The following is a 24637-nucleotide window of genomic DNA, read 5'->3' on the forward strand; positions in this document are numbered from 1 at the left end:
CGGCCGAGCAACAAGCCATGCTGCTCACACCTGGCCTTAGCATGCACGCAAAAGTTACTGAAAAAAAGAGGAAGAGTTCGCATTTGGCGACGCGGTTTTCTCGCCGTCATGAGTTTGCTGTCGCCGTGGATCAGTCTCCCGGCCCACTGTAATCCGGAAGCGCCAGCAACGCCCGATGGTGGGCGTCACGGCGACGATTCGGATCCTCGATCACGTGCGTGCTTTGGATCTGTTGCAGGTAATGAGGCGGGAAGTCATGTCGACGCGCACCGTGCAGGACGATGTCGCGATACCAGCGGAACGGCCGCACCGAATCATCAATGGTGTTCGGCATCGCCACATAACAGAACACCGGCTCGACACTGTCGCCAAGCTCCACGGTCAGGTGTTGCAAGCGGTATCCGACATCCAGATCCTCGGCCCGATCAAGGGCGGGCCGCTCATGGACGCGCAGATCAAACACCACCCCGTACACCTGGTCACTGGCATTCACGGCCTCGACGATGTTGCACTTGGCCGAACCGTCACCCGTGCTTCGCTGGTTGAAGCGCAGCGCATGCCCCGACAGCGTCGCGACACCGACCCGTCGGCAGGACGGGGTACGCTCACGAAGCCGCGCCGGCAACATGTTGGAGCCATAGGCAAAGTAGCGAATCCACTCGGACACCAGGGCTACCTGCTGAGCCGGCCGAGAAAGCGCTGCAGGCGATCCATGGCCTCTTCGAGGTCTTCCCGATGGGGCAGGAAGACCAGTCGCAGATGATCCGGCCGCGGCCAGTTGAAGGCCGTGCCCTCCACCAGCAGCAGATGCTCCTGGCGCAGCAACTCAAGGACCACCTGACGGTCATCGGTGATGTGATAGCGATCGGTATCAAGCTTGAGGAACAGATAAAGCGCGCCCTGGGGCTTGACGCAGCTCACCCCTGGAATCTCGTTGACGCGCTGCCAGGCGAGTTCCCGCTGATCATGCAGGCGACCACCCGCACAGATGAGATCCTGGATACTCTGGTAGCCGCCGATGGCCGTCTGCACCGCATGCTGCGCCGGCACGTTGGCGCACAGACGCATGGATGCCAGGATATTCAGGCCTTCCACGTAGTCCCGTGCATGTTCCTTGGGCCCGCTCAGGAACATCCAGCCGGAACGGAAGCCTGCGACCCGGTACACCTTGGAAAGACCGCTGAACGTCACGGTCAGCACGTCATCACTCAGCGCCGCTGCCGACACATGCTGCGCATCGTCATAGAGGATCTTGTCGTAAATCTCGTCAACGAACAGGATCAACTCATGGCGTCGCGCCAGTTCGATGATCTGCTCCAGGGTTTCGCGGCTGTAGACCGCGCCGGTGGGATTGTTCGGATTGATCACGACAATACCCCGGGTCCGCGGCGTGATCTTGGCTTCCATGTCGGCCAGGTCCGGCTGCCAGTCCCGGGCCTCATCGCAGAGATAATGCACTGGACGCCCGCCGGAGAGCGTCACCGCCGCCGTCCACAGGGGATAGTCCGGCGCCGGTATCAGCATCTCGTCGCCATTGTTCAGCAACGCCTGCATGGCCATGACGATGAGTTCGCTGACGCCATTACCGAGAAAGACGTCCTCCACCCCGACATCGCGTATATCGCGCTGCTGACATTGTTGCATCACGGCCTTTCGTGCGGAGAAGATGCCCTTGGCGTCGGAATAGCCCTGCGCGGTGGGCAGGTTGACCAGCACATCCTTGAGGATTTCATCGGGCGCCTCGAAACCGAACGGCGCGGGATTGCCGATATTCAGTTTCATGATCCGATGACCGTCCTCCTCCAGGCGCTTGGCCTCCTGGAGCACGGGTCCGCGGATGTCGTAGCAGACCTCCGCAAGCTTGTCCGATTTGCTGATGGCACGCATAGCCGGCTTCAATATCACGCAGTGACCAAAGGGCGCTCAGTATAGCGATCTCCGATCGGCCTTGCGATGGCCGGAGTCACCATATCCCCTTGAACCCATGGGAGTCCTTCCACCGTGAACACCGCAAGCAGGATCACCGCCGCAGAGTATGATCGCCTGGGCCGCGCCGGCGTCCCGCTGGCCGACCTGCTGGATATTCGCACCGAGTCACTGCGCTACGGCCAGGCACGCCTGCGCCTGCCCTGGAAGGACAACCTGGTAAGGCCCGGCGGTGTGGTCTCCGGGCCGGCACTGTTCACCCTGGTGGACATGACCATGTACGCCCTGGTGATGAGCGCGGTGGGCGTGCAGGAGATGGCGGTGACCTCGGACATCAGCATCCGTTACCTGCGCGGCGCCCCGGCCGGTGATGTTCTGGCGGAAGGCCGTCTGCTCAAACTGGGACGTCGGCTGGCAGTCTGCGAAGTGAACCTGTATTCCGCGGATGACGACCGCGCCGTGGCCCACGCCACCGGCACTTACGTGCTGCCGGCGATAACGGGGGACTGACGCGCCTGGAGCTACCACGCGGGATAGCCATGGGTTGGCGGCGGGGCTGTCAGGGACCGTATGCGGCATGGACGCCGCATACGAGCTACAGGGACGTATTTACCGCGTGTCCCTGACAGCCCTGCCGCCAACCCATGCCCCCAAGCTCTCCAGGCTCTCCAACCTCAGGCCCCAAGATTCGTCAGCCGCCGGATGCGTGCCTCCAGCGGCGGATGGGTCGCCATCAGGCGGCTGGCCTTCTCGGGGAAGTGCTTGAAGGGGTTGACGATGAACAGATGCTGCGTCGCCCGGTTGGCACCGGAAAACGGCTTGGCACTTTTCGATAACTTCTCCAGCGCCGAGATCATCCCCTGGGCATTGCGGGTCAACCGGACACTGGTGGCATCCGCCAGAAACTCCCGCTGACGGGATACCGCCATTTGCACCAGCTTGGCGAACACCGGTGCCAGCGCCGCGACAAGAAACAGGATCAGTACCGCCACCAGGACCCCGGCATTGCCGCCGCCGCGACCGCCGCTGCCTCTGCCCACCCGGCCGGCCCTGCCGGCACCGGCCCGCCCACTGACGTAGACGATTCGCCAGGCCGCATCCGACACCAGAGCAATCAGCCCCACCAGCGTGCTGACCGCCGTTGCATAACGCATGTCCAGATTGACGATATGGCCCATTTCGTGACCCACCACTGCCTGGAGTTCGTCCCTGTTGAGTCCTTCCAGCAGACCACGTGTAATGCCAATCGCGCTACGGCGGGCACTGAGCCCGGTGGCAAAGGCGTTCATGGCATCGGTTTCCAGCAGGAATACTCCCGGCTTGGGAATGCCAGCGGCGATGGCCATCTCCTCGACCACGTTGTGCAGGACGGGTTCCTCCTCCCGGCTGACCTCCCGGGCGCCGGTCATCCGCAGCACGATGCGATCGCCGGCCTTCATGGCGATGGTGGTCCAGACCAGGCTCAGGCCAAGCAACAGCAGCGCTGCCCAGACACCCCATTCACTGAGGAACCAGATACTGTCCCGCTCCCAGGCCTGCTCGGAGAGAAACAGCTCCATGTTCCAACCAATGACGTAACCCAGCGTGGCACCGATGGCCAGCAACAGCAGGATCAGCCGGGTGGTGGCCTGACGGTTGGCATGGGCGGCGGAGACGAAGTCGGTTCGGCGGAGCAGCTTCTCCCGCACAGCGGGGCGCTGCGCCGCCTCGGCGGACAGGGCCCCGCCGCACAGGCGGCAGGTGGTCGCGCCGACACGATTGTCGGCGCCACACTCCGGACAGGGCTGGCGAGCCACCGTCAGGCTACCTCAGGGAGACCTTGGGCACCGCCCGTTCGTGGGTTTCCACCTCGAAGTACTGGTCCTGACGGAAGCCGAACAGGCCGGCCACGATGTTGGAGGGGAAGGACTCCACCGCCACGTTCTTGGCCATGACGCTGTCGTTGTAGTGCTGCCGGGAGAAGGCAATACGGTTCTCGGTGCTGGCCAGCTCTTCCATGAGTTGCTGCACGTTCTGGCTGGCCTTGAGATCGGGGTAGTTTTCCATCAGCGCGAACAGCTTGCCCAGGGCACCACTCAGGCCCTGTTCCGCCGCCATGGACGCTTCAGGACCCTTGCCTTCGGTTGCCACGGCACGGCTGCGGGCCTCTACCACCTGCCGGAGCGTATCCTGCTCGTAGGACATGTAGTCCTTGACCGTTTCCACCAGATTGGGGATGAGGTCGTGGCGGCGCTTGAGCTGCACGTCGATCTGTCGCCAGCCATTGCGAACCTGGTTGCGCAGGCGCACCAGGCGGTTGTAGATGCTGACCACGTAGCCAATCAGGCCGACGATGATCAGCAGGAAGATGATGGTTCCCAGTTCCATTGTCTTGCCCCCTGTAGACATGCCGGGGAGGCGTTCCCGCCTCCTCAGGGATTGGAGCATGCCCCAGAAAACCGGGTGAAACCATCGAAAAGGTCTCAGTCTGTCTGTTGCTCCCGGGTCACCGCCCGGTGGCCGATGTCGCGGCGGTAGTAGACCCCGTCCCACTGCACTGCGGCGGCCAGCTGATAGGCGCGTTGCTGCGCTTCGGCCACGGTATCTCCCAATGCGCAGGCACACAATACACGACCACCGACCGTCGTCACCTGCCCTGCTGCGTCCAGCGCAGTCCCGGCGTGGAAGATCTTTCCGGCGTCGCTGCCCAGCTCCGACAGCCCGGTGATGACGTCACCCTTCCGATAGTCGGCAGGGTAACCACCGGCAGCCAGGACCACGCCCAGACTTGCCTTCGGCGACCAGCGACAGGTGACCTGGTCAAGACGCCCGTCGATGGCGGCGTCGCAGAGTTCGGTGAGGTCACTCTCAAGGCGCAGCAAAATGGGTTGCGTCTCCGGGTCCCCCATCCGGCAGTTGAACTCCAGCACCCGTGCCTCGCCGTCGTCGCCGATCATCAGGCCGGCGTAGAGGAACCCGGTGTACCGGTGGCCGTCTGCGGCCATCCCCCGCACCGTCGGCTCGATGACCTGCTCCATGATCTGCCGGTGCAACTCCGGCGTCACTACGGGTGCCGGGGAGTAGGCCCCCATGCCACCGGTGTTGGGTCCGGTGTCGCCGTCATCCCGGGCCTTGTGATCCTGGGAGGTGGCCAGGGGCAGGATATGTTCACCGTCGACCATCACCATGAAGCTCGCCTCCTCGCCACGGAGGAATTCCTCGATGACCACCCGTGCGCCGGCATCGCCGAAGGCATTGCCCTCGAGCATGTCGTCCACGGCAGCCAGCGCCTGCTCCACGGTACCGGCGACCACCACCCCCTTGCCAGCGGCGAGGCCGTCTGCCTTCACCACCAGGGGCGCGCCCTGCGTGCGCACGTAGTCCCGTGCCGCCGCGGCATCCGTGAAGGTGCGGTAGGCGCCGGTGGGAATGCCGTGGCGGGCGAGGAAGTCCTTGGCAAAGGACTTGGACCCTTCCAGTTGGGCGGCGCCGGCGGTGGGGCCAAAGCAACGCAGCCCGGCCGCCCGGAAGGCATCCACCACGCCGGCCACCAGGGGTGCCTCGGGGCCGACAATGGTCAGGCCGATACGGTTTTCCCGGGCGAAGGTCACCAACGCCGGGATGTCCGTGGCGGCGATCTCGACATTGCTGCATTTCTGCTCCAGCGCCGTCCCGGCGTTACCCGGCGCAACAAAGACCTGCTCTACCCGTGGCGAACGGGCCGCCGCCCAGGCCAGGGCATGCTCACGGCCGCCGCCGCCAATGATCAGCACATTCATGTCGAACTCCTGGACCTTCGAGACTAATGACGGAAATGGCGCATGCCGGTGAAGACCATGGCCATGCCGTGCTCATTAGCGGCGGCGATGACCTCGTCATCACGAATCGAGCCACCGGGCTGGATCACCGCGACAATACCCGCCTCCGCCGCCTGATCGATACCGTCACGGAAGGGGAAGAAGGCATCCGAGGCCATGACCGCACCGGCCACTGGCAGACCTGCATCCTCGGCCTTTTCACGGGCGATCCGGGCCGACCAGACCCGGGACATCTGCCCGGCACCGATGCCCACGGTCCGGCTGTCGCGACCATAGACAATGGCGTTGGACTTGACGTAGCGCGCCACCTCCCAGACGAAGCGTAGATCCTGCAGTTCCTGCGCGGTGGGGGCTCGTCGCGTCACCACCTTGAGATCGCCATCCGGCACCCGGGCCAGGTCGGCGTCCTGCACCAGCAGGCCACCGGTGACCCGCTTGTAGTCCACGCTTGCGGCGCGTTCGGCGGGCCACCGGCCACAGACGAGCAGGCGCACATTCTTGCGTGCGGCAATGGCGCTGACGGCGTCGTCTGTCGCGTCCGGTGCGATGATCACCTCGACGAACTGGCGCTCCACGATCGCCGCGGCGGTGGCGCCATCCAGTGTCCGGTTGAAGGCGATGATGCCGCCGAAGGCGGAAGTCGGGTCGCACGCGAAGGCGCGATCGTAGGCGGTGAGCAGATCCTCCGCCACGGCGACACCGCAGGGGTTGGCATGCTTGACGATAACGCAGGCGGGCGCCTCGAAGCACTTGACGCATTCCAGCGCGGCGTCGGTATCGGCGACGTTGTTGTACGACAGCGCCTTGCCCTGCAGTTGCCGCGCCGTGGCCACGGAAGGCTCGTCGCTCTTAGCATCGCGATAGAACGCCGCGGACTGGTGCGGGTTCTCGCCGTAGCGCATGTCCTGGAGTTTGTGGAACTGCAGATTCAGCGTGCGCGGATGCGGCGTGGGCTTGAGTTCGGCATCAAGACTGCCGAGATAGGATGCGATGGCACCGTCATAGCTCGCGGTGTGCTCGAAGGCCTTGATTGCCAGATCAAGCCGCAGGCGCCAGTCGGTGCCATCCTGCTCGGCCAGTCCCGCCAGTACCCGATCGTAGTCCACCGGATCGGTCACCACGGCGACGCCGTCATGATTCTTCGCCGCCGCGCGCACCATGGCGGGGCCACCGATATCGATGTTCTCCACGGCGTCTTCAAAACTGCAATCCGGGCGAGCCACCGTCTCGGCGAAGGGGTAGAGATTCACCACGAGCAGGTCGATGGGCAGAATGCCATGGGCGTCCATCACATCCTCATCCACGCCGCGTCGACCCAGCAGACCGCCGTGCACCCTGGGATGCAGGGTCTTCACGCGGCCGGCCATCATCTCGGGAAACTCAGTGAGCTCGGAGACATCACGCACCGTCAGGCCGGCGTCGCGCAGGCGTGCCGCTGTGCCTCCGGTGGACAACAGTTCCACGCCACGGCCGGCCAGGGCGCTGGCGAATTCCACGATACCGGTCTTGTCGGACACGCTGAGCAATGCGCGACGCACCGGTCGCAAACTGGCGCCCATGCAGGCCTCCTTATCATCGTCGGGAGCCCGTCAAGGTGATACAGGAGCACACCGCCCGACGGGCTGCGCGGTGTCCAGGGAGTCTTTTGTTACACGAGGCCGTAGTGCAGCAATTTCTTGCGCAGCGTCGCCCGATTCATGCCGAGCATCTGGGCGGCCCGGGTCTGGTTGTTCTGGCAGTACCGCATCACGGCGGCGAACAGGGGCGGCTCGACTTCCTCGAGCACCAGCTTGTGCAGATCACAGGCGGCGTCGCCATCGAGCTGTGCCAGATAGCGCTCCATTGCGTCCGACACACATGCCCGGATCGGCCCCACGCCCGTATCATCGGGCTCGGTCTGAACAGCACTTCCCCGCATGACCCCACTTGCCTGCTGTTGCATATCGGCTTGCACTGATTCACCCAACGGGATTGGATCGCCCCCCGCGACCCGGAAAGGTTTTCGATGATACCGGAAAGCGCGGACAGTGAAAACGCGAAGCCGACAAGCTGACGCATTTCCCGTTAGCGGTACTCGAAGATGTACTGCTCGGCGCCACCACCCGGGTCCATCAGTTCAAGGCGGACGCTGATGCTGCGACCAGGACTCATCCCGCGTTCCCATTGATGACGCAGGGTTTCGTCCTCCAGGTAATCGCTGGGGTGGAACCAGCGCTCGGCGGTGACCCGCTGGTTGCCATCGAGCAGCGACAGGCGGATCAGGGGATAGGGTTGGCGGAACGGCGCATCGTTGACGATGAGGGCCGCGGCGACCAGTGCGTCGTCACGTCGTGGGTGCTCGGTCACCTGGCCGCGCAGCAATCGCATCTGCTCCCGATCACGCAACAGGGGCAGCTCGCAGCCGGTGACCGCGCAAAGACGCTCCGCCCAGGGTCGCAACTCGGCACTGGCCGCCATGACGTTGCGCTGAGCGTAGGTCACCTGCAGCCCGAACAGCAAGGCGAGTAACAGGACACCCGTGAGCCAGAGCAGGTTGGACGGTCCCGCAGCCGGAATGCCGGCTGCCGCCTGACGCTCGAGTTCCAGCGCGGACTGCAGGTGCCAGTCGCCATGATCGCCCTCTGCGGCGGCAAGGGCATCTTCTCCCAGCGCCTGATAGGCCGCCGTGGCCAACGCCGGTCTGCCGCCACCTGGACGGCTGACGCCCGGCCTGACGGCCCGGCCGGGGACCACGGAGACCGGGCCGGAGGTCCAGTCTATGGCTCGCCGAGCGGGTGGCGCGGGTGTCTCGGTGCGGAGGGGTTCCGGTTCGCTGACCGCCGCCGGCTGCGACGGCGGTTCATCCACAGGCTCAATGGGCTCCGCAGGGTCGACAGCAACATCCGCCGGCTGGTCAGCCGTGGCAGGTTCGACGTCGGAAATGACAGCCTCATCAGGCTCCCGGTCCAGTAACGCCAGGGATTCCAGGGGCAGATGGGCATGGAACGCGGCGGGTAGCGTATCCACCAGTCGGCGCCGGGGATCGAATGCGGTGTGGCACATCCCGCATTGCACCCGGCCGCCCGGGGCGGGCAGCGCGTCCGGCTCGGTCCGGAACAAGGTGGCGCAGGCGGGACACTGCGTGTACATGGAAACCGGGGCCTGTATCCTGAACGCGCTCCATTGTCTGGAGGGTGAGCCCCCTTGTAAAGGAGCGCGGCTCAGACTTCCGACGGGCGCCGCAGCCCGGTCACCAGCGCCCATCCGTCCCGGCCATCATCCGCACGCAGCTCGAAGGCCGAAGTGTAGCTGTCCGTGACGCTGGCGGCCTGTTCATTGAGGATGCCCGATAGAGCCAGATGACCACCGCTGCGCACCCGCCGCGACAACTCCGGCGCGAGCCGTATCAACACCCCGGCAAGTATGTTGGCGACCAGCACATCGGCAATCGCATCGGCGGGCATATCATCAGGACTGGCCAGTTCCAGCCGGCCGTCCACGCCGTTGCGCCGGGCATTCTCGCGGCTCGCAATCAGTGCCTGGGGATCCTTATCGATGCCCAGCACGCGTTCCGCACCCAGCAATAGAGCAGCGATGGACAGTATCCCCGAGCCGCAGCCCATATCGATGACGAAGCGGCCCTGCAGCGGCTGACGATCGAGCCATTCCAGGCACAAGGCGGTGCTGGGATGAGTGCCGGTGCCAAAGGCCAGCCCCGGATCCAGCTTCAGCACGATGGCGTCGCTCGCATCCACTCGCGCGTTGCTGGGGCATACCCACAGACGCCGACCAAAACGCATGGGCACGAAGTCGTCCATCCAGGCCCGTTCCCAGGCGCGATCCTCGAGCCACTCCACCCGCCAACCACGCACGGCGGTATCACCGAGCTCCCGCTCCAGTGCCCGGCGCACCGTATCCACCCGGGCATGCTCGTCGAACAGTGCAAGCACGATGGCACGGCCCCACAGGGGCGCCTCACCGGGGCCGGGTTCGAGTATGGGGTCGCCACCAGGGTCCTGGAGCGTCACCGACATGGCGCCTTGCTCCATCAATACGTCTTCGGCCAGCTGGCAGGCCACCGCATCGAGGTCACAGGATACTTGCAGAAAAGGCATCAGCCGGAGCTGGATACTGGCGCCGGGAGCCGCATCACTCCTCGGCCGCGACGCAATCGGCGGCTTGCTGGCGGGTAAAGAACTGCCCGTCCCGCAGGAAGCCCGCTTCCACAGTGGGTTTCACCGCGCAGGCCGCCCCGTTGCAATCCCGCTGCAAAACGAGATCGTCAGGCAAGCCATCCAGGCAATGGAACGGAACCGGTGACCCGGTGCCACACAAAGAGGGGTAGACCATCCCGGTCGACGTATCTCTGAAGGCGGGCGTAAATCCGCTGCAGCGGTTCTCCTGGCTGACACCACCGGTAAAGCGGTAGGCCAGGTTCTCCCTATGGAGACGCTGCCTCGTCATCACTCGTGCCATGAAGACACCTCGCGACTGCTGCAAAAACGCCCGGAACGATTCATTCCGAGAGCCAGCCTGTGCATCTGCCTTGGGATGGTGCAGTGCACATTGGGGCGTAGTATAGGGCTGCGAATTACGATGTCCAGTAGGACGTCACAGGACTGTAAGAAAACCCGTCACCAGCGCATGTCTACCCGGGACCGGACCCCGCTCACGGGGCCCGAATCCCGTTGACGGACGGGGATCAGTTACCCGCCCGCTTGACGGCGTCCAGCAGTTCCTGGCGCGCCGACTCAAGGCCTTCCCAGCCCTGGATCTTGACCCATTTGCCGGGCTCCAGATCCTTGTAGTGCTCGAAGAAATGACTGATCTGGTCAAGCAGGATCTGCGGCAGGTCCTCCGGACCCTTGACCTTGCTGTAGAGCTTGGTGAGCTTGTCCACCGGCACGGCCAGCAGCTTGGCGTCCTCTCCGGACTCGTCTTCCATCTTGAGCACGCCCACCGGCCGGCAGCGCACCACAGAGCCCATCTGCAACGGAAACGGGGCAACCACCAGCACGTCCGCCGGATCACCATCGCCGCACAGGGTATGGGGGACATAGCCGTAGTTGCAGGGATAGTGCATGGCTGTACCCATGAAGCGATCCACCAGCAGCGCACCGCTATCCTTGTCGACCTCGTACTTGACCGGGTCGGCGTTCTGCGGGATCTCGATGATGACGTTGATGTCGTCGGGAACGGACTTCCCGGCCGGAATCGCGTCGATGTTCATAATGCTGTTCCCCTTTGCTTGGTCTCTGATATCTGACGGTGCTAGCGCAGCGTGAAGGTGTCGCCCAGGCGCCGCGGCACCGATGCATTCTTGAGTCGCACGTAATAGGGCAGGCCATTTCGGTAAGGAGGGTAGTCCTCCCCCTGGATCAGCGGCTGCAGGTAGCGGCGGCAGGCGTCGGTGATGCCAAAACCGTCCTCGCGGATGTACTCCGGCGGCAGGCCACGCTCGCGATTGGCCACTTCCGCCAGGTCCGCGCAGCCGATCTCCCACTGATAGGGCTCGTCGCGCTTGCGTACAATGGTGGGCATCACGGCGTTGCGCCCATCCAGGGCCATTTCCACGGCGGCAGCACCCACGGCGTAGGCCTGGTCAACGTCGGTCTTGGACGCCACATGGCGGGCTGCCCGCTGCAGGTAATCGGCCACCGCGCAGTGGTACTTGTAGCCCAGCTCGCGCTTGCACATGCTGGCGATGATCGGGCCGACACCGCCCAACTGCACATGACCGAATGCGTCGGTGCTGCCACTGTCGGAGAGAAAGCGACCGTCCTCTTCACGGATGCCTTCCGACACAACGATCACGCAATAACCAAAGCGCTCCACGGAGCGCCTTACCGCGTCAAGGAATGGCTGCTTCCTGAAGGGCACTTCCGGCAGCAGGATGACATGGGGGGGTTGGTCTTCCGATTCCGCCGCGAGTCCGGCGGCGGCGGCGATCCAGCCCGCATGCCGGCCCATCACTTCAAGCACGAATACCTTGGTGGATGTCTCGGCCATGGAGCGGACGTCCAGACCGGCCTCCATGGTGGACACCGCCACGTACTTGGCAACGGAGCCGAAGCCGGGGCAACAGTCGGTAATGGGGAGATCGTTATCCACGGTCTTGGGAATGCCAATGCAGGTGATCGGGTAACCCATGCGCTCCCCGAGTTGGGAGACCTTCAACGCCGTGTCCTGGGAATCACCGCCGCCGTTGTAGAAGAAGTAGCCGATGTTGTGGGCCTCGAAAACGGCGATCAGGCGCTCGTATTCAGCCCTGTTCTCTTCCAGACCTTTCAGCTTGTAGCGGCACGAACCGAAGGCGCCGGAGGGGGTATGGCGCAGTGCGGCGATGGCCTGATCCGACTCCAGCGAGGTATCGATAAGGTCCTCGGTGAGCGCACCGATGATGCCATTGCGTCCGGCGTAAAGCTTGCCGATGCGATCGCTGTGGCGGCGGGCGGTTTCTATAACGCCACAGGCGCTCGCATTGATGACGGCAGTAACACCGCCGGATTGGGCATAAAAGGCGTTCTTGAGTGCCATATCGAGAGAGATCCCCGGTGCTTGACAGCCGGCGCGCAACCAGTCAGTTGAACAAGCTGCTTGGAATTTGGGCGGCAAGGATACCGGAAAATACGCAGCTTGCCGAGGCGATAGCGCACCGATGTGCAAGACTGCAGTCTGTGGCAGGCTATGCTTTTCATTTCGGGGAGTGTCGACCCGTGCTGCAGCCGCTGGAAACCCTCTTGCGGGTATGCTGGTTTCGCGCCGGACCGCAGGATCTACCCTACTCGCGGGAGTGGCTGATCCTGTTAGTGGTTGCGGCAACGGCCCTGTCCGTTGTGTCGCTGCAGCTGCTGCCGGAAGAGGACAACGGCTTCGGGCGCGTCCTGCTGCACACCGCGCTGGGCCTTGGCGTGCCCTGGATACTGCTGCAGCTCCGTGGGCGACTGAACCGCTACGTTCAGACGGCCAGCGCCATGTTCGGCACCTCACTGCTGCTGACCCTGTTCGTGCTTCCGCCGTTGTTCGCGCTGGGAGGGTCGCCCGGCGAGCCGGTGGTCTGGGCCGCGTACTGGTGGCTGGCGGTGGTGATCTGGTCGGTGGCCGTGATGGGCCACATCATGCGCCATGCGCTGGACCTGCCCCTGTCCGCCGGGGTGGTGATCGCCTTGCTCTACTATGGGCTCTCCCTGTTTCTCAACCAATTCGTCGGGTAAGCCTGCATGCATGTCCACATCCTCGGTATCTGCGGAACTTTCATGGGCAGTCTGGCTTTGCTGGCCCGCGACCTGGGCTACCGGGTCAGCGGCTGGGATCGCAACGTCTACCCCCCCATGAGCACGTTGCTGGAGAGCCAGGGGATCGCCGTCACCAGCGACGAGGACGCCACGCAGCTCGAGCCGGCACCGGACTGCGTGATCATCGGCAACGCGCTGTCCCGCGGCCATCCGCTGGTGGAGGCGGTGCTGGACCGCGGCCTGCCCTATGCATCCGGACCACAGTGGCTGGCCGAGCACGTTCTTCAAGGCCGCTGGGTACTCGCCGTCAGCGGCACCCACGGCAAGACCACCACCGCCGGAATACTGGCCTGGCTGCTGGAGGATGCAGGGCTCGACCCCGGCTTCCTGATCGGCGGGGTGCCGGGAAACTTCGACCGCTCGGCGCGCCTCGGCAGCACCCCGTTTTTCGTGATCGAGGCGGACGAGTACGACACGGCGTTTTTCGACAAACGATCCAAGTTCGTCCACTTCCGGCCGCGGACGCTGGTCATCAACAACCTGGAGCATGACCACGCGGACATCTTCCCGGACCTGGCGGCGATCCAGACCCAGTTCCATCATCTGGTCCGCACTGTACCCGGTGGCGGACTGATCCTGGCAAACGGCGACCAGACCAGCATCGCCGAGACCTTGCAGCGCGGCTGCTGGACCCCGGTGACCCGCTTTGGAGCCGAACCGGACAACGACTACCGGCTACAGAGACATGGCGATGGCTGGGGGGTAACAGACACCGCCGGCGGCTTGCACCCGCTGGCCTGGTCGCAACCCGGGGAACACAACGCACGCAATGCGTTGGCCGCCCTGCTTGCCGCACGACATGTGGGCGTACCACTGGAGCAGGGGCTTGCCTCGCTGGCAGGCTTCCGGGGCATGAAACGACGCCAGGAGTTGCGCGGCACAGTGGCGGGGGTGCGGGTCTTTGATGACTTCGCCCATCACCCGACAGCGATCAGCGCAACGCTTCAGGCCATGCGCCCAGGAGTGACGGCGGGCCGACTGATCGCCGTGCTGGAACCCCGATCCAACACCATGAAGCTCGGCAGCCACCAGGCCGCCCTGCCAAGCGCGTTAAACGAGGCCGACCAGGTCTTTCTGTTTCAACCCCCGGCCATTGACTGGCGGGTGGCGGACATTGTCGAACGCCTGTCCGTCCCGGGCGTCTGGAGCGACAATCTGGAACAACTGGTGACCGATATCTGCGATAACGCACAACCCGGGGACTGTGTTGTGGTCATGAGCAATGGCAGCTTTGGCGGCATCCATGAGCGCCTGTTGCAGGCCCTTTCGAACAAGGAGCAGACCCTTTGAGCAGCGATCCCAGACACGATCACGTCACCCTCGCCTGGACCGGCGCATCAGGTATGCCCTACGGCCTTCGGCTGCTCCAGGTGCTGCTTGAAAAGGGCATGGGTGTGCACCTGCTGATCTCCGATGCGGCCCGCGTGGTCCTCGGCACGGAGACGGATCTGGGCCTGCCCGGACGCAACCCGGAAGCAGAACGGTTCCTGAGCGATCGCTTCGCGGCCGGTGACGGTCAGCTGAAACTGCTCGGCAACACCCAGTGGACGGCGGCCTGCGCATCAGGCTCCGGCGCCGCCCGCCGCATGGTTGTCTGCCCCTGCACCACCGGTACGCTTGGCGGTATCGCCGCAGGCACCAGCAACAACCTCATCGAACGCTCCGCCGATGTGGTGCTGAAGGAACGCGGTCGCCTGATCCTTGTGCCCCGGGAAATGCCCTACTCCACCTTGCACCTGGAAAACATGCTGACCCTGAGCCGCATGGGCGCGGTCATCATGCCGCCCTGTCCGGGGTTTTATAATCAGCCGCAATCGGTGGATGATCTGGTGGATTTCGTCGTGGCCCGCATACTCGATCATCTGGACGTGCCCAATGATCTGCAGCCCAGATGGGGGCACGCACGCCACACCCACAAGGACTGAGTAATCCGACAGGCGACGACCGTGATGATGCGCATACCCATCTTTCCGCTACGAACCGTGCTTTTTCCCGGCGGTCCGTTGCAGCTCAGAATATTCGAAACCCGTTATCTGGACATGGTCAGCCAGTGCCTGCGGGAGGATCGCGGCTTCGGTGTCTGCCTGATTCAGGAGGGCAACGAAATCGGTGAGCCGGCGCACCCCCACCCGGTGGGCACCATTGCCCGCATTGTCGACTGGGACAAGCGGCCCGACGGTCTTCTGGGGCTGACGGCCATCGGCGGGGAACGCTTTCGCATACGCAGCATGGAACTGGCGAAGAATCGGCTGCTCTGGGCCCAGGTGGAACCCCTGTCGGCAGAGCAGTCTCCACCCCTGCCCGAACAGCCGGCGGAGCTGACCCGCATGCTGGACCAGGTGCTGGCGCTACCCGGCCTGGGCTACGAACACACCCCCCGCGCCGACGGCGATGCCGACTGGTTGTCCTGCCGACTGGCAGAGATTCTGCCGCTGCGACTGGAAGATCGACAGCGGCTGCTGACCATCAGTGACCCGATGATACGACTGCAAAGCCTGCAGTCGGTGATACCCGCCCTGCGCCTCGGCCAGAAGGACGACGCCTGACGAGCCACGCCCCGAGCGCGCTACCGCTTCAACTGCGCGAAAACCCGGGAGAAGGCATTCAGCGTGTCGTCCATCACTCCCTCGTCATGGGTAATGGAGGTAAAGCCGCCCTCAAAGGCCGATGGCGCCATGTAGACACCCTCCGCCAGCATGGCGTGGAAGAACCGCCGGAAGCGGTCCACGTCACAGTTCATGACGTGTGCATAGGATGTCACCGGCGTGTCCTGCTCGGTGAAGAAAACGCCGAACATGCTCCCCACCTGATTGACCTGCAGCGGCAAGCCGACCTCTCGTGCCCGATCCCGGATTCCCTGTGCCAGGTAGCTGGTGGACTGTTCCAGCCGCTGGAACAGTCCCGGACGGGAAATGATCTCCAGTGTCTTGATACCTGCAGCCATGGCCACCGGGTTACCCGACAGCGTCCCGGCCTGATAGACGGGGCCAAGCGGCGCCAGATGCTCCATGATGTCGCGTCGGCCACCGAAGGCACCCACCGGCATGCCGCCGCCAACCACCTTGCCCAGGCAGGTCAGATCCGGGGTGATTTCGTAGTGCGCCTGCGCGCCACCCAGGGCGGCGCGGAATCCTGACATCACCTCGTCGAAAATGAGCACCGCACCATGTTCCGTGCAGAGGCTGCGCAGGGTGTTCAGGAAATCCTGCGTGCCCGGCACGCAGTTCATGTTGCCGGCCACCGGCTCGACAATCACCGCCGCAACCCGCTCCCCCATTTCCGAGAAGGCGCGCCGGGCATCCTCCGGATCGTTGTAGTTGAGGGTCACCGTGTCCTTGACCACGCTCTCCGGCACGCCGGGAGACGTCGGCGTGCCCAGGGTCAGGGCACCAGAACCGGCCTTGACCAGCAGCGAATCCACATGACCGTGATAATTGCCCTCGAACTTGACGATCACATCCCGGCCGGTGAAGCCACGGGCCAGGCGCAGCGCGCTCATGGTGGCCTCGGTGCCCGAGTTGACCATGCGCAGCCGCTCCATGGACGGCACCAGGCCACGAATCGCCTTTGCCATGCGCGTCTCAGCCTCCGTGGGAGCGCCAAAACTCAGCCCGCCCGCTGCGGCCTCACAAACGGCTTCGACCACTTCGGGATGGGCGTGACCCACCACCGCCGGACCCCAGGAGCAGACGAAGTCGATGTAGCGGTTGTGGTCCTCGTCATAGAGGTAGGGCCCCTCGGCGCGGCGAATGAAGATCGGTGTCCCGCCCACTCCCTTGAATGCCCGCACCGGGGAATTCACGCCTCCGGGAAGATACTCCTGCGCCGTCTCGAACAGGGACTGGGAATGATTCATGCCGGGCTAGCCTCCAACAAGGGAATGTCTGTGTGCATTGTGTCCATGGTGCGCAAAGTGTAACAGGCGTCAGGGGACGCGACTCACTGATACTCCCGAGCAGCCTGCATGACCTGGCAGATCCGCCGCGCCGCCGTCGCCGGTTCAGCCGCACTGAACACGGCGCTGATCACGGCCAGGGCATCGAGGCCCAGCGCGGCCAGCGGCGCGGCATTCTCCGCAGTTATGCCACCAATGGCCACCAGCGGCAGCTTGAAGCGCTGGCGCGCCTCGCGCAGGGTATCCATGGATACCTGAATCGCCCCGGGCTTGGTCGGCGACGGGTACACCGCACCGAACGCCAGATACGAGGCACCAGCCCGCTGCAAGGCCTCCGCCCGCTCCAGCGAGTTGTAACAGGACACGCCAATCAGGGCCTCGGGGCCCAGCAGTCCGCGGGCCTGGTCGATTGCGCCATCATCCCGCCCCAGATGAACGCCATCCGCGCCGCAGGCGGCGGCAAGCCGACTGTCGTCGTTGACGATGAAAAGCGCCCCGGCGTCACGGCACAGGCCGCACAGCGCCAATGCCTCCCGCAGCCGTCGCGGGGCGTCATCGGTCTTGTCCCGGTACTGCAGCACCCGCGCCCCGCCGTCGAGCACCGCCCGGGCCCGGTCGATCAGCACCTGCAGGGATCGCGACTGGCCATCGGTGATGACATACAGCCCCGATAGGCGGTGATGGACGTTGGACATGGGGTCGTTTCTCCGTTGCGATGGACGGTCGACGCTTTCGGCACGACGGGTTAGAGTGGCAACCCCTTCAACATACTCATAGGAGGCAGCGTCTTGAAATCCTACATGTGCGTGATTTGCGGATGGGTGTACGAAGAAGCGGAAGGTCTGCCGGACGAAGGCATCAAGCCCGGCACGCGCTGGGAGGATATCCCCAAGGATTTCACCTGCCCCGAATGTGGCGCCACCAAGGACGATTTCGAGATGGTGGAAATTTAGTGTCCTTCGGGAGACTCGGCGATCAGGGGAGGATATCCACCCCCAGGAACCAGATGGCAATACCGCCGAGTGCCAGCAGCAGGGCCACCACCAGCAGACCCTGAGCCAGCTTGCTGAAATGCTGGCCCAGCGAGAGACCGGCCCGGGCCTCTCGAACCGGTTGCGGGCTCGGTGCCACCGGCTTCCTTGCCGATTGATGGGCTTTGCCCGCCGCCGCTGCAGCGTCCTGTTCGTCTTCCAGAAACACGTTGCGGCGGGCCGTCTGCACCGTCTGCCGGGCACGATCCTGGGCTTCCTGTTTTTCCACCTGCTGCTGGAGCCGCTCCAGCTTGCCGGCATCCAGCGAGGAATCCGCCGACATCAGCAGGAATTCCTCGGCGATATCGTCGTCCAGCCCGCCGGAGACGTCGAGGGCCGGAGCCGCTTTTTTCGACTCGGCGTCAACAGCGTTCTGCGCGGCCGCCGCCCGCAAGATGGCGTTGGCCTCGCTCAGATCAACCTGCGTGGGATTGCCGGCACCGGTGTGGAAGGAGCGGTAGACATTGCGGACCTGGGCCGCACCTTCGCTGTCCGCCCGCGCCTTGTCGGTATCCTCGGCTGATTGCTGCAACTCCGACACCTTGCCCTGCATGCCCACCAGTTGCTCGGCGAGACGGACGGTCCGCTGCTGCAGCTGCACGCGACGCCGCTCGGACAGATCCAGCGCCTTGCGGAGGGTCGACAACTCCCCGCGCAGACTGTCGGCCTCGTCCTCATCAACGTTGCCATCCAGCCCTTGCAGGCTGCGCAAGGTCTCCTCCAGCTGACGACTGCGGGAGCGCTCTGCATTCAGCGCCTCGCGCAGGCGATGCATTTCCCCTTCCATGCGTGCCAACTCCTCCTCTGCGCTCTGCCAGGCGCTCTGCGCCGCCGCCTTGTAGCGGGCGACCTCCTCCTGCACGGAATGACGGGTGCTTTCTTCCTGCTGCAGGAACTGGTTTGCCAGCTCATCATACCGCCGTTGCACACGATCACCATGATCGCGTGACTCCCGCAACTGTGCCTCCAGCGTCGCCACCTGGTCTTCCAGCCGTCGCCGCCGCGCGACCTCGGCAGCCTGCTGACGAAGATGCTGCGCCTCGATCTGCTGCCGACTGGTCTCGGCCTTGGCGCGGTGATAGGCGACTTCCTCCTCCAGCCGCTGGCGGACCGCCGCGAGTTCCTGCCGCAGTCGCTCCACCTCGCTGCCCGGCCTGGCGTCCCGCAGGCCGGCGCCGGCTTCACTCGCGCTCATTGACTATGCCTCTGCCCATACGTTTCAGTAGCCCCGCAGGCTCAGGTCCAGGCCTGTTGGTAACCGCTCCAATCGCTCGACCCATGTCTCGACGCCACCATCGGCCTGCAGTCGCAGGTAACGCCAGCCCGGTGCAATCTCGTCGAGGGTGAAATTCCTTGCTCCCGGCAGGAACTGAATACAGGTGGACGGCGTGGCAAGCATTCTCAGGGCGCCGAGGCGTTGATCCACTTCCTGGTGGACATGTCCCCACAGGACGATCCGGGCCTGGGGATGGCGCTCAAGCAGTTCCATCAAGTCCTGGCCGTTGTCGACGCCGATGGCATCGATCCAGGCGGAGCCGACGTCAACGGGGTGATGATGCAGGGCCACCAGGGTGGGCCTCTCGGCATGGTCGCGCAGCGTACGCGCCAGCCGATCAAGCTCATCCGACGACAGATGGCCGCCGGGGGAGCCTGCGATGGTGGAGTCCAGCATCACCACCAACCACTCGCCCAAGACGACATGACCAACCCAGCGAATAGTGTCATGATCGGCAAAGACCGACGCCATGAGGGAACCGTCATCATGGTTGCCGGGCAGAACGTACACCGGCGCGTCGAAGACCTGCAGGTCGTCCATCAGCCGCCGATAGGTGGATTCGCGGTGATCATGAACCAGGTCGCCAGTCACCAGCACGGCGTCGGGCCGCGGCCCACGGCGCTGCACCTCGCTCAATACGCTGTGCCAGGTCGCGCTGGTGCTGACCCCCGCCAGTGCTCCCTGGCCGTCACTGAACAGGTGCGGATCGGTCAGCTGCAGAAGGCAGACGCTATCCCTGGCGTTGCTGGCGGGGCCATCGGTCATGGTTGCATCCTGTCGAATATGATTGCCGCCGAAGGCATTGGCTTCGCACGACGCAGCTTGGTACGCTCGAGCGCACTTTCATTGTCTTCGGTTGCCCCCGCCACCAATGGCGCAGGAGCACCCACCCGGTATGACCATACGTGCGTTCGAGCGGTACGATCTGCCGCCGCCGTCACAAAACGATCCGGGAACGGACATTCACGGTTCCAGCCCGAGACATGCCGGGGCGAGTTTCGAGGACGCAGATCATGACGCGCCGCAGCCTTGCCATGAATGATGCCTTGCAGACCTACCTGCAGGAGATTCAGGCACAGCCGTCGCCGCTGGAGCAGCGCCTGATGTCGGAAACCGCGACGCTGCCGGGGGCGAAGATGCAGATCGCCCTGGAGCAGGCGCGGTTCATGCGGATGCTGGTGGCGATCACCGGCGCCCGCCGTTGTCTGGAAATCGGCACCTTCACGGGCTTCAGCGCTCTGGCTGTGGCGCAGGCTCTGCCTGAAGACGGCACGCTGCTGACCCTGGACCTGAACCCGGAAACCACCGCTATCGCCCGGCGTTACTGGGATGAGGCAGGTGTCGGCGGGAAGATCACCGCGCGAATCGGCCCGGCGCTGGAGGCGGTGGCGATGTTGCTTGAAGACCATGAAGCCGGCTTCGACTTCATCTTCATCGATGCCGACAAGGCCAACTACCCCAGGTACTTCGAACTGTGCGTTGAACTGATCCACCCGGGCGGACTCATTCTGGTGGACAATGTATTGTGGTCGGGACGGGTCGTGGACGGCGACGATCACAGCGCAGACACGGAAGGCATTCGGGCTTTCAACAGACTGGTACGGGACGAGCCACGGGTAGATCATTGCGTGATTCCGCTCGCCGACGGGCTCACCCTCGCCAGGCGATTACCAGGGTGACCCGGCACACCATGAGGACAACGATGGGATTCAAGCATGTCTCGCGGGGCGTCGCCGCTCTGGCGCTTGCCCTGCTGCTCGCCGGCTGCGCCGGCGTCGGCTCAAGCGCGCCCAGCGAACGGTTCGACGAGGGCCGCGCCGCCTGGGAGGCCGGAGACTACAGTCGTGCCTTCGAGTTGATGGTCGCGGAGGCCGAGGCCGGCAATGCCGATGCGCAGTACACCGTTGGCTACATGTATTACACCGGCCAGGGCGTTCAACGGGACGAGCGAGCAGCCATACGCTGGATCCAACGCGCGGCCGGCAACGGCAGCGCGCGCGCCATGCAGGCGCTGGGAGAGCTTGCCAACATCGGCGCGCGCTATCACGGCGACGAAAACGGCGATGATGAAGGCGCCGCAGGCGAGATCTTCGATTAGCCTCAAAGCTGCTTGAAGAACACCTTCGAATTGCGCTTCAGGTTGTACATCTTCCGGCGCTCCACCGGTAGCTCGTCCAATTCGGCGGGCCGGAAACCCCGCTCCTGGAACCAGTGCGCGGTGCGGGTGGTGAGCACGAAGATCGCGTCCAGGCCCTGACGCCGCGCCTCCTTCTCTACATGTCGCAAGAGTTGATCACCACGGCCGCTGCTGCGGTAGTCGCCATGTATCGCAAAGCAGGCAAGTTCACCCAGACCAGCCGCCGGATGGGGTGACAGCGCCGCGCTGGCAATCACCGCGCCATCGCGTTCGATGACGGTGAACTCGCCGATCTGTGTTTCCAGATGCTCCCGCGAGCGTCGCACCAGCAAGCCTTCGCGCTCCAGCGGCTCAATCAACTCCAGGATACCGCCGACGTCATCCACCCGGGCCTGACGGATGGACTCGAACGGGTTGCCGGTGACCAGGGTGCCGACGCCGTCCCGGGTAAACAGCTCGAGCAACAGGTGGCCATCACCACGGCGCTCCAGCAGGTGCACCCGCTGCACGCCGCCCTGACAGGCACGCACGGCACCCTCCAGCAAGCGCCTGAACTCGGCTTCGGCCTCACCGCTCCCCTGCAACCCCTGGGCAACGCGCTGAGCCTGGTGGAGATCCAGCTCGCGCAGCAGTGCGCCAGAGGCATCCCGCGGCAGAGCCTGCTCCACCAGGTAGAGCAGCTTGTCGGCCTGCAAGGCCTGGGCTGCCGCCAGCGCCACCTCTTCCGCCGCGAGATTGAACACCTCCCCGGTGGGCGAGTACCCCAGCGGGGCCAGCAGCACGATGGCTCCCGCGTCCAGCCGCTCGTTGATGCCGGCATGATCAATGCGCCGGACTTCACCGGTGTGGAGAAAATCCACCCCGTCACGCACGCCGAGAGGACGTGCCGTTACGAAATTCCCCGAGGCGACCTGCAGGCGAAACCCCGCCATGGGCGAGTTCGCCACGCCCATGGACAACAGCGCCTCCAGTTCCACCCGCACCGTGCCGGCAGCTTCCTTGACACAGGACAGGGCCAGATCATCGGTAATGCGCAAGCCACCGTGGTAGCGCAGCGAACCGCCGCGAGCCGCCAAGCGCTGCTCGATCTGCGGCCGGGTACCCGCCACCAGGACCACGCGGATGCCCAGACTGTTCAGGAGCGCCACGTCGTGCACCAGGCTGGCGAACTCCTCCGACTCCACGGCCTCCCCGCCCAGGCTGATGACGAAAGTCCGCCCCCGGTGCGCATTGATATAGGGCGCGCTGCGCCGGAACCACTGGACGTAATCGGTGCTCATTGACGGAGGCTCGCCACGGTCTCGTCGACACAGAACTGGCGGATCAGCGTCCGCAGACGATCCACGGTGGGCTGCAGTCGATCCTCCAGCAGGAACTCATCGGGCTGATGCGCCTGGTCAATATCTCCGGGGCCCATGATGACCACGTCCATGCCCAGGTCGCGGAAGAACGGACCTTCGGTGCCGAAGGGTACCGCCTGCGCCTCACTGCCGGTCAGCGCTTCCGTGGCACGCACGATCTCGGCACCGGCAAGGGTCTCCATGGCCGGCAGACCGGGAAACAGTGGTACCACCTCGATCTGCAGCGACAGATCGCCCAGGGCGCGCACCACCCGTTGCCCAAGCGTGGTCCGCAACTCCTCGATGGACATGCCGGGCAGGGGCCGGATATCGATTTGCAGCTCGCAGCTTGCGCAGATGCGGTTCGGATTGTCGCCGCCGTGAATATGCCCGAGGTTCATGGTGGGCACCGGTACCGAAAAGCGCGGATCTATGTGCCGGGACTGCAACTGCTGTCGCCAGGCGATGATATCGTTCAGCACCCGCACCATGCCCTCCAGGGCACTGGCGCCAAAGGATGGATCGCTGGAGTGCCCGGATCGACCGCGAATGCGGATGGACTCCATCATCACACCCTTGTGCACATTCACCGGCTTCATGCCGGTGGGCTCGCCAATGACAGCATGGCGACCCAACCGTTTCTCGGCGTCCACCAGCGCCTTGGCACCGGTCATGCCACTTTCCTCGTCGGCGGTGGCAAGAATCACCAGCGGGCGGCGCATGTCTTCGGGGCGATAGTCGCGGGCCGCTTCAATGGCCAGCGCCAGAAAGGCTTTCATGTCCGACGTGCCGAGGCCGTAGAGGCGACCATCACGCCGGCTCAGTTTGAAGGGGTCGCTGCTCCAGCCCGAGTCATCGAAGGGCACGGTATCGGTATGCCCGGCAAGCACGAGCCCCCCCTCCCCACGACCCAGGGTGGCGATCAGGTTCACCTTGCCCGGGTCACTGGGAACCTGCTGGAATTCGATGGCAAAGCCCAATGGTTCCAGCCACTCGGCAAGGCGTTCCACCACCGGGCGATTGCTCTGGTCCAGGGACGGGTTGACGCTGCTGACCGACGGAATGGCGATCAGATCCTGGATCATGTGCATCAGCGACGGCGTTGCGGCCATGGGTATCCTCCCGGTGTGTGGGCGCGACTTCGCCCTACAGGCTACCCGAACTCCAGCTGTTACGGCGACGCCAACCGAGCTTGGGCAGAATCAGCCCCAGGAGCAGACCGAAGAACAGTACGAAACCGCCCACCAGAAACCAGCGCTGGTCGTTGCGATCCTGTAGCCGGTCGATTTCGTGGGTGAGATCCTGGATCTCGCGCTGCAGGTCAATCACCTGCTTGCGCATTTCCTGGTTCTCGTCGTGGAGTTGCAGACCCTGCTGCGCCTGCTCCACCTGCCGGCCGAGGGTATCCCGCTCACTGGTGGTCTCGGTCAGCGCCGTCTCCAGCATGGACAGGCGTTGCCGTGCCTCTTCCAGATCGACGGTGAGTTCTTCGTTGCGGGCCTGCAACTGGGATGCGTTCTGCTGAACGCGATCGAGCTGCGAGCGGGCGCTGGGGGTATCAGTGAGCAGTCGGGTCAGCACCCAGCCTTCCCGTCCACCACTGAGCTGTACGCGGGTCCAGCCCTGGGAGTCCTCCAATGCAGTGACCGGCGTGCCTGCGGGCACCATCTGCTGAATCCGATACTGGTTGCCTGGCCCGGAGCGCATGTCCAGAGCCAGTTCATCGCTGATGTATCGGGTCTGCTGAGCCTGCGTCAGCCCGGGCAAGAGCATGAAAGCCAGCAACAGCAACAGCAACATAACCAGTCTTGAAGACAACAATTCAAACCCCCTGCACTGCGGGATACCAGGGCTCCCGCCGAAAAAGTGCCTCGATTGTAGCGGCTGCCCGACACCCCGCAAGGTGACGCTGACGAACGACAGACAAACTGTCACCAGTATGCAGGACACAGGTAGACTGT

27 protein-coding genes are annotated in these 24637 nt (G+C 64.4%); 8 read left to right on the forward strand and 19 right to left on the reverse strand.

The genetic code is table 11. The features are described from left to right. Positions 1–130: 130 nt before the first annotated feature. Both J2T57_RS11020 and J2T57_RS11025 read right to left on the reverse strand, forming a co-directional pair. On the reverse strand, positions 131–667 hold the full coding sequence (locus J2T57_RS11020) for a gamma-glutamylcyclotransferase family protein (RefSeq protein ID WP_253477996.1): 537 nt from the start codon (positions 665–667) through the stop codon (positions 131–133). Between the two features lie 5 nt (positions 668–672). Continuing rightward, positions 673–1887: a pyridoxal phosphate-dependent aminotransferase gene (locus tag J2T57_RS11025; protein ID WP_253477999.1), complete on the reverse strand. Its 1215-nt coding sequence runs from the start codon at positions 1885–1887 to the stop codon at positions 673–675. 114 nt (positions 1888–2001) lie between these two features. On the opposite strand from J2T57_RS11025, the gene J2T57_RS11030 reads away from it, so the two are divergent. Then, on the forward strand, positions 2002–2436 hold the full coding sequence (locus J2T57_RS11030; protein ID WP_253478002.1) for a PaaI family thioesterase: 435 nt from the start codon (positions 2002–2004) through the stop codon (positions 2434–2436). 164 nt (positions 2437–2600) lie between these two features. Here J2T57_RS11030 and J2T57_RS11035 read toward each other — a convergent pair whose 3' ends face one another. The 10 genes from J2T57_RS11035 to J2T57_RS11080 form a co-directional block, all read right to left on the reverse strand. Then, the gene (locus tag J2T57_RS11035) at positions 2601–3722 is read right to left on the reverse strand and encodes a M48 family metalloprotease (protein WP_253478005.1); all 1122 of its coding nucleotides are present in this window, start codon (positions 3720–3722) and stop codon (positions 2601–2603) included. Between the two features lie 7 nt (positions 3723–3729). Then, positions 3730–4293 carry a LemA family protein gene (locus J2T57_RS11040; protein ID WP_253478007.1) on the reverse strand — a complete coding sequence of 188 codons (564 nt, stop codon included), beginning with the start codon at positions 4291–4293 and terminating at the stop codon, positions 3730–3732. A gap of 95 nt (positions 4294–4388) precedes the next feature. Next, entirely contained in the window at positions 4389–5684 is a 1296-nt protein-coding gene (gene purD, locus J2T57_RS11045) for a phosphoribosylamine--glycine ligase (protein ID WP_253478009.1), read from the reverse strand. Positions 5685–5707: 23 nt separating this feature from the next. After that, entirely contained in the window at positions 5708–7282 is a 1575-nt protein-coding gene (gene purH / locus J2T57_RS11050) for a bifunctional phosphoribosylaminoimidazolecarboxamide formyltransferase/IMP cyclohydrolase (RefSeq protein ID WP_253478011.1), read from the reverse strand. An 89-nt stretch (positions 7283–7371) separates the two neighbouring features. Further along, positions 7372–7665: a DNA-binding transcriptional regulator Fis gene (fis, locus tag J2T57_RS11055; protein WP_253478013.1), complete on the reverse strand. Its 294-nt coding sequence runs from the start codon at positions 7663–7665 to the stop codon at positions 7372–7374. 122 nt (positions 7666–7787) lie between these two features. Beyond that, positions 7788–8852 (reverse strand): DUF3426 domain-containing protein, encoded by a 1065-nt coding sequence (locus J2T57_RS11060; RefSeq protein ID WP_253478015.1) that lies wholly within the window; start codon positions 8850–8852, stop codon positions 7788–7790. A gap of 71 nt (positions 8853–8923) precedes the next feature. Then, complete coding sequence (gene prmA, locus J2T57_RS11065; RefSeq protein WP_253478017.1) at positions 8924–9817, reverse strand: 50S ribosomal protein L11 methyltransferase; 894 nt, start codon at positions 9815–9817, stop codon at positions 8924–8926. A 34-nt stretch (positions 9818–9851) separates the two neighbouring features. Continuing rightward, a complete protein-coding gene (locus J2T57_RS11070) occupies positions 9852–10166 on the reverse strand; it encodes a hypothetical protein (protein ID WP_253478018.1) in 315 nt (104 codons plus the stop codon). A gap of 238 nt (positions 10167–10404) precedes the next feature. Then, on the reverse strand, positions 10405–10932 hold the full coding sequence (gene ppa, locus J2T57_RS11075) for an inorganic diphosphatase (RefSeq protein ID WP_253478020.1): 528 nt from the start codon (positions 10930–10932) through the stop codon (positions 10405–10407). Positions 10933–10973: 41 nt separating this feature from the next. Continuing rightward, on the reverse strand, positions 10974–12239 hold the full coding sequence (locus J2T57_RS11080; protein WP_253478022.1) for a 6-phosphofructokinase: 1266 nt from the start codon (positions 12237–12239) through the stop codon (positions 10974–10976). Between the two features lie 179 nt (positions 12240–12418). Between J2T57_RS11080 and J2T57_RS11085 the strand changes: the two genes are divergently transcribed. Genes J2T57_RS11085 through J2T57_RS11100 form a run of 4 tightly spaced genes read left to right on the forward strand, consistent with a single transcriptional unit; the run spans position 12419 to position 15543 of the window. Continuing rightward, positions 12419–12916, forward strand: a complete 498-nt coding sequence (locus J2T57_RS11085; protein WP_253478025.1) for a hypothetical protein — start codon at positions 12419–12421, stop codon at positions 12914–12916. A gap of 6 nt (positions 12917–12922) precedes the next feature. Continuing rightward, a complete protein-coding gene (gene mpl, locus J2T57_RS11090) occupies positions 12923–14287 on the forward strand; it encodes a UDP-N-acetylmuramate:L-alanyl-gamma-D-glutamyl-meso-diaminopimelate ligase (RefSeq protein WP_253478028.1) in 1365 nt (454 codons plus the stop codon). Then, positions 14284–14922, forward strand: a complete 639-nt coding sequence (locus tag J2T57_RS11095) for a flavin prenyltransferase UbiX (RefSeq protein ID WP_436262692.1) — start codon at positions 14284–14286, stop codon at positions 14920–14922. The genes mpl and J2T57_RS11095 overlap by 4 nt, the downstream gene beginning before the upstream one ends. A gap of 24 nt (positions 14923–14946) precedes the next feature. Beyond that, positions 14947–15543 (forward strand): LON peptidase substrate-binding domain-containing protein, encoded by a 597-nt coding sequence (locus J2T57_RS11100; RefSeq protein WP_253478031.1) that lies wholly within the window; start codon positions 14947–14949, stop codon positions 15541–15543. 20 nt (positions 15544–15563) lie between these two features. Here J2T57_RS11100 and hemL read toward each other — a convergent pair whose 3' ends face one another. Further along, positions 15564–16853: a glutamate-1-semialdehyde 2,1-aminomutase gene (hemL, locus tag J2T57_RS11105; protein WP_253478034.1), complete on the reverse strand. Its 1290-nt coding sequence runs from the start codon at positions 16851–16853 to the stop codon at positions 15564–15566. A gap of 83 nt (positions 16854–16936) precedes the next feature. Next, positions 16937–17587 carry a thiamine phosphate synthase gene (thiE, locus tag J2T57_RS11110; RefSeq protein WP_253478037.1) on the reverse strand — a complete coding sequence of 217 codons (651 nt, stop codon included), beginning with the start codon at positions 17585–17587 and terminating at the stop codon, positions 16937–16939. 93 nt (positions 17588–17680) lie between these two features. Here thiE and J2T57_RS11115 point away from each other — a divergent pair, with 93 nt between their 5' ends. Beyond that, on the forward strand, positions 17681–17845 hold the full coding sequence (locus J2T57_RS11115) for a rubredoxin (protein WP_253478040.1): 165 nt from the start codon (positions 17681–17683) through the stop codon (positions 17843–17845). A gap of 22 nt (positions 17846–17867) precedes the next feature. Here the strand turns inward: J2T57_RS11115 and J2T57_RS11120 are convergent, their stop codons facing one another. Both J2T57_RS11120 and cpdA read right to left on the reverse strand, forming a co-directional pair. Then, a complete protein-coding gene (locus tag J2T57_RS11120) occupies positions 17868–19118 on the reverse strand; it encodes a hypothetical protein (protein ID WP_253478043.1) in 1251 nt (416 codons plus the stop codon). Between the two features lie 24 nt (positions 19119–19142). Beyond that, positions 19143–19964 carry a 3',5'-cyclic-AMP phosphodiesterase gene (gene cpdA, locus J2T57_RS11125; protein ID WP_253478046.1) on the reverse strand — a complete coding sequence of 274 codons (822 nt, stop codon included), beginning with the start codon at positions 19962–19964 and terminating at the stop codon, positions 19143–19145. A 248-nt stretch (positions 19965–20212) separates the two neighbouring features. Here cpdA and J2T57_RS11130 point away from each other — a divergent pair, with 248 nt between their 5' ends. Both J2T57_RS11130 and J2T57_RS11135 read left to right on the forward strand, forming a co-directional pair. Continuing rightward, the gene (locus tag J2T57_RS11130) at positions 20213–20878 is read left to right on the forward strand and encodes an O-methyltransferase (RefSeq protein ID WP_253478049.1); all 666 of its coding nucleotides are present in this window, start codon (positions 20213–20215) and stop codon (positions 20876–20878) included. A 23-nt stretch (positions 20879–20901) separates the two neighbouring features. Continuing rightward, entirely contained in the window at positions 20902–21297 is a 396-nt protein-coding gene (locus J2T57_RS11135; protein ID WP_253478052.1) for a tetratricopeptide repeat protein, read from the forward strand. A gap of 2 nt (positions 21298–21299) precedes the next feature. Here J2T57_RS11135 and argA read toward each other — a convergent pair whose 3' ends face one another. The 3 genes from argA to J2T57_RS11150 are packed head-to-tail and all read right to left on the reverse strand — an operon-like array spanning position 21300 to position 24494. Continuing rightward, a complete protein-coding gene (gene argA / locus J2T57_RS11140; RefSeq protein WP_253478055.1) occupies positions 21300–22616 on the reverse strand; it encodes an amino-acid N-acetyltransferase in 1317 nt (438 codons plus the stop codon). Next, positions 22613–23788 carry an acetylornithine deacetylase gene (gene argE / locus J2T57_RS11145; protein WP_253478058.1) on the reverse strand — a complete coding sequence of 392 codons (1176 nt, stop codon included), beginning with the start codon at positions 23786–23788 and terminating at the stop codon, positions 22613–22615. The genes argA and argE overlap by 4 nt, the downstream gene beginning before the upstream one ends. Positions 23789–23822: 34 nt before the next feature. Then, the gene (locus J2T57_RS11150; protein WP_253478061.1) at positions 23823–24494 is read right to left on the reverse strand and encodes a TIGR04211 family SH3 domain-containing protein; all 672 of its coding nucleotides are present in this window, start codon (positions 24492–24494) and stop codon (positions 23823–23825) included. Positions 24495–24637: the final 143 nt, after the last annotated feature.

Origin of the sequence: Natronocella acetinitrilica (assembly GCF_024170285.1) — a bacterium.
Lineage (GTDB): Bacteria > Pseudomonadota > Gammaproteobacteria > Nitrococcales > Aquisalimonadaceae > Natronocella > Natronocella acetinitrilica.